The following is a 14312-nucleotide window of genomic DNA, read 5'->3' as shown; positions in this document are numbered from 1 at the left end:
TGCCACTGAAATCACCGTACTTTACTCATGGTTGCAACTAGCTGTGTGGTGAACGGAATCTCCCATTTCTTTCCATCTTCTAAGTTAACTCGTTTAAGACGAGTTCGGAATCACCATTCATTGCCAACTAGCTATTAACTGCTGCCTAATGTCTGCAATTACAGGAAAGACCGATAGCAATAACAAAACGGACATAGACATGTTAAACCAAATTAGATAGTTATTGTTTTTCAGTGTTTGTTGTAGGAAAGAACCAAACAGTAGCCATATCCCTACGCATGGAAACGAAACGAGGAAAAAGGTTGTAGCAATGGTCAGGCTTTGGGTTGTGTATTGTTCTCCTATCGTTGTGAATGAAGAAATCGCACCAATAGCAACTACCCATGCTTTGGCATTAACCCATTGAAAGATTGCTCCTTTTAGAAAGCCCAGCGGCTTGGCTTTTTGAGCGCTACTATCTACTGAACCACTTCTGGATATAAGCCAGGCCAAGTAAAGCAAATAGGCTGTCCCAACAACCTTTATGATTAAACTCAGTTGTGGAAACAGTGTAAAAAGGTGGCCGAACCCCAAGCTGACAACCAGTAGCATAACAGTAAATCCGACACAAATGCCTGTCAGTAGAGGCAGGCTCTTTCGCACGCCAAAGTTTAGTCCTGATGTCATAACCATAATGTTATTGGGGCCAGGAGTAACTGAAGCAGAAATAGCAAATAGCGCTATAGAAACCATGTATTCGAATTTAATTTCCTCTTAATACTTGATGTCCGCTTTCATTTCATGAATTACGACAAATGAACAAGCATTTTAATGAACGAGTGTTTTTTATATTGAACGAACAAGCTCGAATTGTCAAAAAAAACGATCGTTTGATATAATGAACATAAATTTTATAACGAACCTATCCTATGAATAGAAATGAACCACCTATTGCACAAATTGCAGCTACGTTAAATTCGGAAAGAAGACGTTCAGGGCTAAGCATTGCTGAGGTTGCCAGACAGGCAAAAATTGCAAAATCGACTTTATCTCAACTGGAAAACGGAGTTGGGAACCCAAGCATCGAAACGCTATGGTCTATTTGTATCGTATTAGGTATCCCAGTATCACGCTTGCTTGAATCACCGAAACAGGAAACGAAAGTTATTCGCCATGGCGAAGGAGTAACAGTCGCTTCAAAGCGTAACAATTACCACGCTACTTTGCTTGCAGCATGTCCGCCTAATGTAAGTCGAGATATATACTGGATTGAAGTTGAACCTGGAGAACCCCATTACTCGGAACCACACAATCAAGGCGTAATCGAGCACGTTGTTATTGCTACAGGAAAGGCTCGACTTGGTTTGGTTTCAGAAAGTTATGAGCTTAATGAAGGTGATTATATTTCTTACCCTGGAGATTTGCCGCATTTGTTTGAGGCTTTACAAGAAGGAACAAGAGCAATGCTGATTTCTGAGTACCGATAAAACTACTACTTTACGAGAGTGTTAGACACAAAAATACATGCAATTTAATAGCATTTAATTTTAAATAACCTTAGTAGTTCTAGGATAATGTTGTGCAAATTTCTGTCCATTTCCTGTCATTTCAGCCACCAGAGCAAGTGGTGGCCGATTGTATTTTGCGATACCAGAAGTTATCTGAAGGATAGAATCCGCCTGAAACGCCTAAATGATTTCTGCCCCCAAAATCGTTTAGTGATCCAAGGTTTAATTCACTATGGAGGTCGTCATCCCGGAAATGAGGAACGAATTATCCAGGATCTTTCACATTAATAATACTCAGTGAAAGCGAGATTTCGTACCTTCTTCGCTTAAGTTTATGTGAGGGATGACGGGGAGATAAACTCATTTATTGTCCAAAAACAATTTACACACCCACCAAGAAAAACACTAATCACACTCCGTTACCATTAACATGACGGCTGGAATCACACCACCATCTGCAATCCTGCTGGAATCGAATCGCCAAACACTTTCTTCGATTCATCTTCCGTTAGCTCTTTCACTTCACTGACTAGGTCAATCCAAGTTGGTGTCGCGCGACTGGCTATGAGTTTTTCAATCACTTTGGCGCGAATATCTTGCGAAATATCGATACTACGATCACCGGTTTTACGGCCCATCATTACCGCGGCAAAGCCAATCATGGATTCTTGCTTCCAATCCAGTTCAAGCATTTTCAATAGCCATTGATTAACTTGCGCCGCAGGGACGATGTTGTGCTGGCTGCCGTATAATTGGCTTCGTGATGCTAAGCGACCAAGAGCCCACCAATGTGCTTGAACGTGCTCGGTACTTTTCTGTGCGCGGTTTAAATACCAGTTTGACAGCAAAACTTTATCTTCGTTATCCAAATGTTCCAGTGAGGCAGATAGACTCACCATGGCTTCATAACCATGTTCGCTGGCTTCTTTTCCTGTGCCTTTGTTGCGATGTGCGCCGGGGTGCAGGTATTTGGCAATATCAGCCAAGATGGATTCTTGTTGATTGTGGTTCAAACCGCCAGCAATACGGCGCCAGAAAATCCACCAATCTGACCATGTTTGATGCGATGGAAATTGAATACCTTGTTGGTATAACGCCCAAGTTTGTTCGATACGCCATTCATCTGTGGGGTCACCAAAACCGGGGCGCAGAGTAAAGCCTGCCAAGCGTAACCATTGCTTTTCATGATCGCTTGAGCGGCGACGACGTTTTTTACCTAATGAGAAGGTATCAAACAATTGACGTAGAGTTGGGAAGTCCCATTGGTCACGTTTGCCTAATTGTTTTTCTAAATCTTTGCTTAGCGTTTTAATGTGCTTGTCGTTGTCGGCTTTTTTATTGGCAGAGTAGGCGACAGTGATGAATTCTTTGGCTTGCTCTAAGTGAGGATGCGTTTGCGCTTGTTCAAATTCTTCATGCTTACGGGTATCAAATTCCAGTAACCAACGTTTGTTGTCATTTTGGGTGCTGACACATTCAATCTTGAGGGTGCCTACTTCGGTCAGTTGACAGGCGAGAATCACTTCAACTCTGTCTTTTTGATTCGCTTGTAAAGATTCGCGAGCTTGGTTGCCTTCTAATGTGGCAATGTAAGGAGGCAGGGGTTTAAAGTCGGCTCGTTCAAGGTTACGTTGAACATTAAGTAATAAACTATTTTTTGGGGGCGTTAACGTGCCATTGGCATCGATGAATACTTCTTGAGTAGAGGTTAATAGATCAATTTGAATGGGTTCGCCAAGGGTAAGTAAAAATTGACGACCGTGTAATCGTATTTCTTGTCCCGCTTCAGTGCCTTTTGCTAGAACGCACAAGGCTTTAGAGGCTGACGTGTTCTTTTGCTTTAAATGCAAAAAGTAAGAACGAGCAGAACCGCCACCAATTTTAAGTTGTGATCCATGACGAGCTTTAGCATAAGCGACTGCGCCAAAGGCGACGGATAAATCGGGATTAGGATTATCCAGTAACGTAATAGGTGAGCCATGCCACTGACTTAATAGCTCGACCATGCGGCTTTCAACCAATTCGCTATTAAATACGCCACCATTTAATAATAAGGCAGTGGGGGTTTTAGCATCGGATGAGTGGTTTTGAATAAATTCAGCAATATGGCGACTGATCGCGGCATCAGCAGCATAAGGTAAACCAAACTCGACCACCGCAGTACGGCGTTGTAATGGCATGTCTTGTTTGTCGGTGAGTGGAAAGAAGCCATCTAACACAATATTATGAATTTCTTTTTTACTGATTGGCGCGCTTTTTGTTCCACCAATTAAGCGTGAACCACTGCCTAGTATGGAAATTTTCGCTTGTTCAGGCGCGTCGGGGCGCAATAAGTCTTCTTTTACTTTACGCGTTTGTTGAATAAGCTTCATCAGCGAAGCCGCATTGAGCTTTTTGTTTTGGCTTAAACGTTGCTCGGCCAAATGCGCTAATGCTAAATCAATGTTATCTCCACCAAGCATTAGGTGATCACCTACCCCAATACGGTTGAGGAATAAGCTATCTTGTTGATGCTCGGCTGAAATTAAACTGAGATCGGTGGTGCCACCGCCCACATCACACACTAAAATAGATGGGATATATTGCAGTTGTTGTGATGCAGAATCGAGATGACGGCTGTACCAGTCGTAACATACCGCTTGCGGTTCTTCTAATAAATGAATGTTAGCCAAGCCGGCAAGTTTTGCGGTTTTTAAGGTAAGGTTGCGCGCGGTTTCATCAAAAGAAGCTGGAATCGTCACCACCACTTCTTGATCCGCCAGTTTATGGTTCGGACTGTGGTGATCCCAGCTTTGACGCATATGATTTAAGTAGCTTGCACTGGCAAGTAATGGAGAAACTTTTTCGACATTATCAGCCGCCGACCAAGGCAATATGTCCGATTCTCGATCAACGCCATCATGCGATAACCAACTTTTTGCACTAGAGACTTGTCGGCCTTCAATTTGAGAGCCCAATTCACGCGCCCACTCGCCAATGATCACTTGATCTAATTCACCTTCAACTGGCTGTGTATCCCAAGGTAAACTCATATCTGAGTTTTGAAATTGGCTGTTTGTAGGATGAAAACGAAAAGAGGGCAATAAAGGTTTACGCACAACTTCACCTGGGCCTACCAATTGATCTATTTTGAAAATATTGACAGCACTTTGCGTCAAATTATCTTCAATTTCACAATACGCTAAAACGCTGTTGGTGGTACCCAAATCGATACCGATTAAATAACGAGCATTGTTTTTGTGAGGTGAGGTCATGTTAATCCCTAATATATACACAAAAGGCATTGAATAGATGGTTGAGTTCGATTCAATGCCTTTGTTTTAGTGTGTGCTGTTAAATCTATGGTTATTGACGAACACTGAACTCAACATGCCATTTTTGACCGTTGTCTTTCGCGATGGCTTCTAGCTCTAATGTCCCAATCTCGGTAATGGTTGCGGTAAGATTAACCACCACCACGTCACCAATATTACGGCCGTTGCTAGCATCGAGTGTTACGTGGATTTCCGGTAATTCTTCGAGTTCTTCTGGCATCCAAAAATCAAGATGAGTGCCGACTTCGTCATCTCGACGTGTCGTTGAACCATAGAATTGGAATTGTACTGGTTGACCAATTACAAGCCCAAAGTCTTGATTTGAGAGTTCAACATGACTGCCTTCCTCCAATCCAAATGGTGCAACGCAAATCGCTTCCATTGGAGGAGCCATGCCTGGAATTGCCGGCATGGCGCTTTCAATTCCTACATAGTAACTGCTAGCGATACCACCACGAATACGTACACCGCTGTTACCCGTTGTAAGGTTATGACGCACGTAACCGTAATAGCTAGCACCACGAGCTACCGCAAGGTCCAGATCAACGCCCGTTAATTCAGTTATGGGTGTACTGTGACTTGTCGCCAACCATGAATTAATAATACCAAGTAGGCGCTCTGAAATGAGTTCTGACTTTAATACACCACCGTTGAACAGTACCTTGTTTGGTTTCACAAATTCAGTTTGTTCATCTTGGTTCTGACGAGATAAAAATGCCGCAATATGGCGTGTAATGCCAGCGTCTTGAGCATAAGGAAGTCCAAGCTGGGTCAAGGCACTACGCGCAGATTGAACGGGGTGTTCAGAAACGGCAACCTTAGGGAAGAAACCTTCGAGTAAGGTTTGTTCGACATCTTGTTGAGTTAATTCTGTTTTTAATGTGCTGCCGAGTAATTTTGAACCACGGCTGGGCACCACAATAGGAACGGAAGTTAAGGTTTTGTCGTTAAGTAGTGCTTCTTTAGCGTCACGGCAAAGGTGCGCCATGGCTTGAACTTGCCAAGGTTGAAGTTGTTTACCTTGTTGGGCTAAATTCATTTTTAAACGATAAGCCAGCGCTAAGTCCATGTTGTCGCCACCGAGTAGGATATGCTCACCCACGGCGATACGTTCAAGTGACAAATTCCCTTCTTGTTCGCTAACTGAAACCAAAGATAAATCGGTGGTACCACCACCAATATCGACGACTAAGACTAAATCACCCAGCTCCACTTGGTCACGCCACGCATCATGGTTGCTGTCAATCCAGCTGTAAAGCGCCGCTTGAGGCTCTTCAAGTAGGGTGATGTGATTAAAACCTGTGTTACGAGCGGCTTCTGCAGTTAATTCTTTTGCCGCAGGGTCAAATGAAGCCGGAATCGTAATGGTAACTTGTTGATCGCGTAACGGTGCGTCTTGGTGTACGTTATCCCAAGCGTCCATAAGGTGTTTTAAATAAAATTCAGTGGCTTTTAATGGCGATACTTTTTGCACTTCGTCATCACTGCCTTGTGGTAAAAAGGCACTACGACGATCCACACCGCCGTGGCATAACCAACTTTTTGCACTCGCAATAAGGCGCATGGGGGTTTTATTACCCATGTTACGAGCAATGCTGCCAACCAATGTTTTGGTGTTGCCTTGTAATTGAGACGGCTGTGACCACGGAAGTGTCATATGATCAATTGCAATCTCACTTTCATGGGCTTGATACAAAAACGAAGGCAGTTGATTTAGTGATTGAACTTGGCCTTGTGCCACCAATTGTGGAATCGGAAAGACTTTCACTGTTGGTGTTACGCTGTTTTCAGCACCGTTAAGACTGTCTGTGTGATTAAGAATAGTGCAGTAAGACACTACGCAGTGCGTGGTACCGAGATCGATACCAATGAAAAATTGACTTGAATCCATTACAGTTCTACCTCTGCTGGCGCAAGAACAGAAGCATCGTAGTTTTCAGACAGTTTTGGTAGGGTTACGCTGTCCGCTTTCCAACCTTTATGAATTAAGGTGCCGGTGAATGGTGCTTGTCCTGACACATTACCTGTTAAACGAATTTCTTGAGCATTAAAGCCCTCAGGTACACTTATGCGTGTTTCTTCCTCTTCATTACGAATATTGGAAAGCGTAAAATGGTCAGTGAGTACTTTTTGCCCACCAATGTGGATAACACGTGCCGCCGCACCCACTTCTTCATCGCTAAAGCCCGTTAAGTCTTCAGAAAGAAAATCTAATAAACGCGCTTCTTGTTGGAAAATAGACATTAGTTGCAGCGCAGAATCAGTTGGAGAGGTTTTCAGCTTAGATTCTACTTCAACAATCTTCTCTACTACTTTTTCTACTTCAACGACTTTCTCTACCTCGATGATTTTCTCAACAGGCTTTTCAATTTCGACGATTTTTTCTACTGGTTTTTCGATAATTTTTTCGACGGTTTGGGTTCTCATCGAAAGGAACAGGAAAAGTACGGTGGTGATGGCAAGAATGATATGTAATATATCGAAGCTTGTTGGAAATGCGGTTAAATCAAAAGTCATGATGGTTTCTCTATACTATCAAGGATTCATTAGCCAGATGTTTGGGCATATTTGAATTTCACAAGAATAAAATAAAAATTATTGCGATATTTTATCACAACACCGACAAAATCGATTGAAAATCCTTAACTGAACTATGCTTATGAATAATAAATAGCCAGTTAACCTTATAAAATACAGTGTTTTATAAGTTGCTTTGCATAAAAAGGCCAACTTTTTGTGGCAAAGGTAAGGTATATTTTGTTAGAAAAGCAGAAAAACAGGAAGTCTTTCTATATGAACATGTTTTTTAAAGTGATGAATCGCCATTTTGCTGCTTTATGTACTTTCTTTTTAGCATCGGCGATAACTATTTTGAGTGTGAGTTATGTTTATAAAATGCATATGCATTTAGCTCTTAATCAATTAGATAATATGGCAACTATGAATACAGATCGACTCTCGGAACTCGTTAACCGAGATTTAAATGATATCGGTGCTGGGGCGAACTTCTATCATTCTACGGAGCCAAGTGATTGGCACCAATTTGCTACTTTTTCTAAAGTGCTGCTTTCACATTCTGATAGTTTAATTGGTTTGCAGTGGATGGAGAAAGTCGCTGTGAATGACATTCCTGACCATATTGAAAAAGTTCGAAAAACCTTTCCTAGTTATCAGATTTATACCGTACCTAAAGATGAAGGACGAGTTGAAGGTTATGTATTAAAAGGGATGAGCCGATTTATATTGCTACCGATATTTTCCCTAGAACCGAAGCTAATATTAACATCTTAGGTTTTTATTCGTCGCGAGAGCGTTTTGGCAGGATTATTGAACATATTCTCACTCACGGTAAGCCAAATTTGTCCGATAAAATTCGATTACTACAAGATAGCTTAGACAATAAAATGCCTAAAGACGGTATGTTGGTTTATTACCCAGTGTTTGATACCTATGAACAAAATCTTCTCGGAGTTATGATCGGAGTTATACGATTAAGTCAGTACTTTGATAAGTTAGTTAATGAAATCAATAAGGACAATCAACTATCAATACAAATTTTAGATACTGGTTTTGATGCTGAAGATGATCCTATTTTATTTCAAAGCGCCGACTGGGAAAGTAATGAAGGTGATGTGATCGAAAAGTTTGTGCATCTATCTAATCGCAATTGGGTGGTGAAGTTTAAGAAAAAAGTAGCGATTAGCAAAAGTAATGAATTGGCTTTAATTAGCATGGCGAGTGCTGGGATAATAATCACCTTGTTATTAACATTCATTGTCAGTTTGGTCACTCGAGAAAAAGTTCGCTTGGGTATCATTCTTGATGAAAAAACCCGTGAATTACGCTTTTTGGTTGAGCATGATACTTTGACAGGATTGTACAATCGCAGAGCATTTAATGATCGTTTAGCTCAGTTATTAGACGCTAAAAAAGGATTTAGTTTGCTCTCTTTCGACATTGATAAATTTAAGCTTATTAATGATGTTTATGGGCATCCAGCCGGTGATGTTATTTTGCAACATGTTTCCTATGTCGTGTCTCAGTGTTTACAACACGATGATATGTTTACTCGAATAGGTGGAGATGAGTTCTGTATTTTCACTTATATTAACGATAACAAAAGCCTACAAGATTACTGTAATAAAATTTGCCAACGTGTTGCTCATTCAGAATATAAAATGAATGGGAAAATTATTCATTGCACAATTAGTATTGGGGCGTGTGTTTGGCTAGGCGAGTCGGCGGAAGAGTTACAGCATAATGCTGATGCTGCACTATACGAAAGTAAAAAAGGGGGTAGAAACACTGCAACAGTGTTTAATCGGTGATATTTGTAGCACTTGAGAAGTGAAGAGGGAATTTAGGGGTGAGAATAAAACCATTCTCCGCTAAAATCATTTTCTTTTTTTGAAGGTTTGAGTTAACGATGAATTATAACAGAGTCGTATGTTTCGATTTAGAAATGTGCTGCTGGAATAATGATGGAGTTGGAACGACGGGTGAGATCATTGAAGTAGGTCTGGCCGAAATCGATCTAAGCCAAGGTGAAATCGTTAAACGTGCTCAATATTATGTAAAACCAGAGCAAGATGAAATATCAGGTTTTTGTTTTGAGCTCACTGGTATTACGCCTAAAAAAATACAAAAACAAGGTCGTCCGTTAGAACAAGTCATTAAGTCTATGATTAAGAATTTTGGTGGGCCTAATAAGATTTATGCTTCTTGGGGACGAGATGATGAAATTCTTCATCAAGAATGCAAAAACAAAGGCTTAGAGTTTCCATTTAAAGAATTCTTAAATTTGGCCACACTTTACCGGATAAAATATCGCCTTAAAGATAATCGTATTGGACATAAAGCCGCTCAAGAGCGATTGAATATAGAGTGGGAAGGCCGCCAGCATTCGGGTTATGTAGATGCTTATAATCTTGCTAAATTGGCGCTTGTTATACTATAAAAGTGTCTCCTCAATAATAGTCGCTCTATCTATATAGATTTACTTAACCAAAGTTCAGGTTAGTTAGATATAAAAATGCTCGCCTCACAATTTAATTGGAGCGAGCATTTTATTTTCGTATTTACATTATTATGCTGCTATATCTTCAAATTCTTTATTTATTTCTTTCTTGTTACCAAGTAAACGTGACGTGATAGTACCTGCAGCCATTGAGCCACTTACATTCAGCGCTGTTCGTGCCATATCAATAAGAGGTTCGATTGAAATAAGTAATGCCGCAATCGTTACGGGTAAGCCCATTGCTGGAAGGACAATCAATGCCGCAAAAGTCGCACCACCACCCACACCAGCAATACCAAATGAGCTGATAGTAATAATAGCGACTAATGACAGAATAAAATTCACATCCATTGGATTAATGCCCACAGTTGGGGCAACCATTACCGCAAGCATGGCAGGATAAATCCCTGCACAGCCATTTTGACCGATGGTTGCACCGAAAGTTGCCGCTAAATTTGCAATGGCTGGTGGTACTTTCAATTTAGTAATTTGTGCTTCTACATTCAACGGGATAGTTGCCGCTGAACTACGAGAAGTAAAAGCAAAGGTGAGTACTGGCCAAATACGTTTAAAGTATTCAACAGGGCTCACACCAACAAGAGAAACCAAGAAGCCATGAACTAAAAACATAAGGAAGATCGCGCAATACGAAGCAACAATAAACCCAATTAAACTGAGTATGTCACCCAAGCTTGAGGTTGCCACGACCTTAGCCATTAATGCTGCAATACCATAAGGTGTTAAAGCAATTATCATACGAACAAGGCGCATTACAATAGATTGAACTGCATCAACAAAAGTACGAATTGGTGATTCAAGCTCTTGTTTTTCTCTCATTACATGACGAGCAGAGATCCCAACTAGAATACCAAAAATAACCACAGCAATGATCGATGTCGAACGTGATCCTGTTAAATCGGCAAATGGGTTGGTTGGAATAAAGCTTACCAACATTTGCGGAATGGTAAGATCGGCGACGCTACCTATACGAGTTTCAAGCACTGCCATACGTGCCGTTTCACGAACACCTTCAGAAAGCCCTGCAGCCGATAAACCAAAGACTTGTGTCACTGCGATACCGATTAATGCAGAGATCATTGTTGTGAAAAGAAGAACGCCAATGGTTAGCCCACTGATTTTTCCTAAAGAACCTGAACTATCGAGCTTAACCACCGCTGAAATCATGGAAATTAGTACTAATGGCATGATGACCATTTTTAATAGGCCAACATATCCACTACCAACAACATTTACCCAATCGAGAGTTTGCTTTATAACAGGGTTGCCTTCGCCATAAAAAATGTGGATCAGTAGCCCATAAGCACTACCAAAAATTAATCCAAGAAAAACAAGTCTAGATAGTGTGTTGGTTTTTCTTTGCTGAATAAAGAGAAAGAAAAGTATGCACACAAATATCGCTAAGTTCACGATAACAGCAAGTGACATGTTGGTATCCTTAAAATGTGGTTTTAAAAAAGAGAGGTGGATAGTTGAGATATAACTATTTTTATTATCAATAGAATAATAAGGGCAATTTACAAGTAACGAGGGGAATTACAAAGCCAAATAGGGTATGAAATATTACATTTAGTTATAAGAACGTTTAATGATGAAGCAAGTTGAACGTTGTAATGACAAAACAGAGATTGGAAGCCGATTTGTCATTACGGTATAGACGATATCTTAATCGATTAAGATAAGCCATATTCCGACACCAACCATTAGTGTGCCAGCGATGCGATTCAAAAATCGAACATTGTCACCTTTACTTAAAAAGATTCGGAGACTTTTTCCTCCAGTGGCATAAGCCATCATAGAGATAAACTCAGTAGCTAATATGATGCTAATTAAAACCATCATTTGATGGGGCACAGATTTATCAACATTGATAAAAGGGGGAAGCAGCGAGATCATAAATGCCCAACCTTTTGGATTGGCAATGGCGGTAATGAACCCTTGGCTCATCAATTGAAAGCGTTCGGTTGGTTGGTCTGGATTATTTAAGTTTAAAGACATTTTGCCTTTATTTCGCCACATATTTATGCCTATCCAAATGAGATAAGCCCCACCTATCCATTTCAGTACAATAAATAGATTTGGATAATTTAGCATGATAGCAGCCACACCAATAACGGCAGAAGTGGCAACCAATGCAACCCCTGCTAATTCACCTATCATCATCCACATGGTTTTTTTAATGCCAATACTCATCCCTAGAGTGATCGCCAGTGTCATGCACATACCTGGTGTGATAGAAACAAAAAAGAAGGTTGGAATAAAAGCAGAAAGCAAAGCGTAATCAAGCACGTTATTATTATTCAACAGAAAAAGGGGTTTCAGTTTAATCAAAATAATAAAGCTTAGAAAGCATAAAAACTCCTATTTGTTAGAAGATAATGAAAAAGAATAAAAAAATTATTAGTATAATCAATACAACGACATTACTATCCCGTAATATCGTACTTCTACAGCGTATGCAAAAACAGTAAATATTGAATGGTGTTTAATTTCAGTCGGATAGAGCGATGACAAATATTCAAATTAGAGCGGCTAGAAGGGAGGACTTAAGGCAACTAGATGAATTGATGTATCAGTTGCATGATCATCATCATAAAGCGTCCCCAGAATTTTTTAAAACGGCTTCTGATATTGAACAAGAGAAAAGCATTGCTCGCTATTTAGATGATCCTGAGTGTTTGCTTTATGTTGCAGTAGTCGGGGAAGCCAACATTATAGGTTTTATTTCTGGGCACTTTTGTGAGTTAATTTCAACCGTTAGTAAGCCGTTACCAATGGGTAATATTGATGAATTTTTTGTTGTTGAAAAATATCGTCAATCAGGCGTTGCACAATCATTATTTAAACATATTGAATCGATACTATTTGATTATGGAGTTCAACAGATCTTTGTTGAAGTGTGGGCGTTTAATCAAGTAGGTCAATCTTTCTATCAAAAAATGGGCTTTAATCCCCATATTCATTGGTTACGTAAGTCTCTTGTATAATTTGGCATTAAATACGCCTAGATTGGTGGGAATTTGAAATTTTTATTTATTGTATTTATCTCGGTGTTTTCAGCACTTTATTCATATGTTGCCTCAGCAGAAAAAGTCTTATTAGAAAAATTAGCCCCGAATATAAAAGGTGCACTTTGTTATATTCAAGCGGATGATCAAGTTGTATTTGTTGATGAACTATTAACCAAACGTTTGTCATTACCCGGTGGAACGATAGAAGATAATGAATCTCCGAAAGTGACAGCGAAACGGGAAACATGGGAAGAGACGGGAATTATAGTATCAGTATTAGAAGAACTCGTTCAGACGGAAACCGCTGTTGTTTATCATTGTCAGCCAGATTCTGGTGTTGTTGCTTTTTCTGCCCAAAATGCGAAAGGATACCATGTGCTACCTGGTTGGTATGCTCCGTCTTACGGGCTCGAGGTGAGTCAAGTTTATTTAGCCAATCCCAATTATATTTCGAAGAAAGAATATCGTTATCCTGAGCAATTTAAATCACAAGTTTTGAATCATGATGTGAATAACGCCCCCGTTTATTATATTGAATCGGCGGTAAGTGCGGCCCCTTTTTATCATCAAATTGAATTACCTAAAATTCAGTTATTACAAAGTTGGATAAATGAATTATCTCCGATGTTAAAACACAGTTTTTTAAACGTTATTCATGGCTTAAATTCAAGTTCAAGTTTCTATATTTTGTTGTTGTTGCTGCCTATCATATATTTTTTCTTAGGAGCTAATTTCACTGTAAAGCTGAACTTTTTAATGTTGATAAGTTTTACAATCGTTGCCTTATTGCAACTGGGTTTAAAATTCCCAAGACCTTATGCTTATGATCCTAATCTAAACTTAGGTAGTTTATCCGGTTTTGGTTCGCCAAGTTTGCGATCAACGGTGGCTGTTGTTTGGTCGAGTTATATTTATCATCATCTTACTAAGTCGTATAAAGAATTTGGAAGATATAAATATTTATTAAGTCTACTATTGATAATCTTAGCTCAAGGCTTTTCTAGTGTGGCATTAGGGTTGAACTTTAGTTCAGATGTTGTTTTTGGTTATGTTTTGGGTGCTTTTATTGTCTCTAATTTTATACGTATAGAGTCTTTGGGGTACACTCAACTGCCTGTAATATTAGGTGATTCAAAATTTTGGTGGGGCTGCTTTATTATCTTAGTTGTATTGTCTTGGTACACACATTCATTGTTATTTGGATACATATCTGCTGCCACATTAGGATTCACAATGTCCCTTGTTTTTTTAAAGAAGGACAAAATGGAAGGATGGGGAGGGTTGTCGATAAAGCTCCCTCTTACGTGGTGTTTAATATTGATGGTGTCGTATTTATATCAGCATACTTTATTGAGTAATACTTACAGTTCATCCACGAGCTATTTTTTACAGTGTAGTGCTTGGTTCGCGATGACATTTATTGTGTTTACCTTCGGACGAATAAAGCAATATACACATTGAAAAA

Annotated in this window: 11 protein-coding genes and 1 pseudogene; 6 read left to right on the top strand and 6 right to left on the bottom strand. The window is 39.8% G+C overall.

Going from position 1 to position 14312, the window contains the following annotated elements:
* Positions 1-117 precede the first annotated feature (117 nt).
* Complete coding sequence (locus VCASEI_RS07275; protein WP_089110633.1) at positions 118-732, bottom strand: LysE family translocator; 615 nt, start codon at positions 730-732, stop codon at positions 118-120.
* Positions 733-908: 176 nt separating this feature from the next.
* Here VCASEI_RS07275 and VCASEI_RS07270 point away from each other — a divergent pair, with 176 nt between their 5' ends.
* Positions 909-1466 (top strand): helix-turn-helix domain-containing protein, encoded by a 558-nt coding sequence (locus tag VCASEI_RS07270; protein WP_077313899.1) that lies wholly within the window; start codon positions 909-911, stop codon positions 1464-1466.
* A gap of 464 nt (positions 1467-1930) precedes the next feature.
* Here VCASEI_RS07270 and VCASEI_RS07265 read toward each other — a convergent pair whose 3' ends face one another.
* The 3 genes from VCASEI_RS07265 to VCASEI_RS07255 all read right to left on the bottom strand — a co-directional run bounded on the left by VCASEI_RS07265 (position 1931) and on the right by VCASEI_RS07255 (position 7318).
* Positions 1931-4741, bottom strand: a complete 2811-nt coding sequence (locus tag VCASEI_RS07265; protein ID WP_089110634.1) for an Hsp70 family protein — start codon at positions 4739-4741, stop codon at positions 1931-1933.
* Between the two features lie 91 nt (positions 4742-4832).
* A complete protein-coding gene (locus VCASEI_RS07260; protein WP_086963270.1) occupies positions 4833-6692 on the bottom strand; it encodes an Hsp70 family protein in 1860 nt (619 codons plus the stop codon).
* Positions 6692-7318, bottom strand: a complete 627-nt coding sequence (locus tag VCASEI_RS07255; protein ID WP_086963272.1) for a DUF2760 domain-containing protein — start codon at positions 7316-7318, stop codon at positions 6692-6694. Before VCASEI_RS07255 ends, VCASEI_RS07260 begins: the two co-directional genes overlap by 1 nt.
* Before the next feature lie 276 nt (positions 7319-7594).
* Here VCASEI_RS07255 and VCASEI_RS19760 point away from each other — a divergent pair.
* The 3 genes and pseudogenes from VCASEI_RS19760 to VCASEI_RS07245 form a co-directional block, all read left to right on the top strand.
* Positions 7595-8334, top strand: a pseudogene (locus VCASEI_RS19760) (CHASE domain-containing protein); the annotation flags it as partial.
* A 198-nt stretch (positions 8335-8532) separates the two neighbouring features.
* On the top strand, positions 8533-9129 hold the full coding sequence (locus VCASEI_RS19865) for a GGDEF domain-containing protein (RefSeq protein ID WP_226983419.1): 597 nt from the start codon (positions 8533-8535) through the stop codon (positions 9127-9129).
* 98 nt (positions 9130-9227) lie between these two features.
* Positions 9228-9758, top strand: coding sequence for a 3'-5' exonuclease (locus VCASEI_RS07245; RefSeq protein ID WP_086963275.1), 531 nt, complete (start codon positions 9228-9230; stop codon positions 9756-9758).
* A 129-nt stretch (positions 9759-9887) separates the two neighbouring features.
* Here the strand turns inward: VCASEI_RS07245 and VCASEI_RS07240 are convergent, their stop codons facing one another.
* Positions 9888-11264: an L-cystine transporter gene (locus tag VCASEI_RS07240; RefSeq protein WP_089110635.1), complete on the bottom strand. Its 1377-nt coding sequence runs from the start codon at positions 11262-11264 to the stop codon at positions 9888-9890.
* A 237-nt stretch (positions 11265-11501) separates the two neighbouring features.
* Positions 11502-12140, bottom strand: a complete 639-nt coding sequence (locus VCASEI_RS07235) for a LysE family translocator (RefSeq protein ID WP_226983418.1) — start codon at positions 12138-12140, stop codon at positions 11502-11504.
* A gap of 203 nt (positions 12141-12343) precedes the next feature.
* Here VCASEI_RS07235 and VCASEI_RS07230 point away from each other — a divergent pair, with 203 nt between their 5' ends.
* Both VCASEI_RS07230 and VCASEI_RS07225 read left to right on the top strand, forming a co-directional pair.
* Complete coding sequence (locus tag VCASEI_RS07230) at positions 12344-12823, top strand: GNAT family N-acetyltransferase (RefSeq protein WP_086963280.1); 480 nt, start codon at positions 12344-12346, stop codon at positions 12821-12823.
* Between the two features lie 33 nt (positions 12824-12856).
* Positions 12857-14308: a bifunctional NUDIX hydrolase/phosphatase PAP2 family protein gene (locus VCASEI_RS07225; protein WP_086963281.1), complete on the top strand. Its 1452-nt coding sequence runs from the start codon at positions 12857-12859 to the stop codon at positions 14306-14308.
* The last annotated feature ends 4 nt before the right edge of the window (positions 14309-14312 follow it).

Source organism: Vibrio casei (genome assembly GCF_002218025.2).
In the GTDB taxonomy this organism is placed as follows: Bacteria; Pseudomonadota; Gammaproteobacteria; order Enterobacterales; family Vibrionaceae; genus Vibrio; species Vibrio casei.
Note: the sequence above shows the minus strand (reverse complement) of the source record. Positions and strands in the feature narration are given on the sequence as shown.

Bases quoted from the DNA above. Each gene is read 5' to 3' on its own strand.
- VCASEI_RS07275 (WP_089110633.1), bottom strand. From the start codon at position 732: ATGGTTTCTATAGCGCTATTTGCTATTTCTGCTTCAGTTACTCCTGGC.
- VCASEI_RS07270 (WP_077313899.1), top strand. From the start codon at position 909: ATGAATAGAAATGAACCACCTATTGCACAAATTGCAGCTACGTTAAAT.
- VCASEI_RS07265 (WP_089110634.1), bottom strand. From the start codon at position 4,741: ATGACCTCACCTCACAAAAACAATGCTCGTTATTTAATCGGTATCGAT.
- VCASEI_RS07260 (WP_086963270.1), bottom strand. From the start codon at position 6,692: ATGGATTCAAGTCAATTTTTCATTGGTATCGATCTCGGTACCACGCAC.
- VCASEI_RS07255 (WP_086963272.1), bottom strand. From the start codon at position 7,318: ATGACTTTTGATTTAACCGCATTTCCAACAAGCTTCGATATATTACAT.
- VCASEI_RS19865 (WP_226983419.1), top strand. From the start codon at position 8,533: ATGGCGAGTGCTGGGATAATAATCACCTTGTTATTAACATTCATTGTC.
- VCASEI_RS07245 (WP_086963275.1), top strand. From the start codon at position 9,228: ATGAATTATAACAGAGTCGTATGTTTCGATTTAGAAATGTGCTGCTGG.
- VCASEI_RS07240 (WP_089110635.1), bottom strand. From the start codon at position 11,264: ATGTCACTTGCTGTTATCGTGAACTTAGCGATATTTGTGTGCATACTT.
- VCASEI_RS07230 (WP_086963280.1), top strand. From the start codon at position 12,344: ATGACAAATATTCAAATTAGAGCGGCTAGAAGGGAGGACTTAAGGCAA.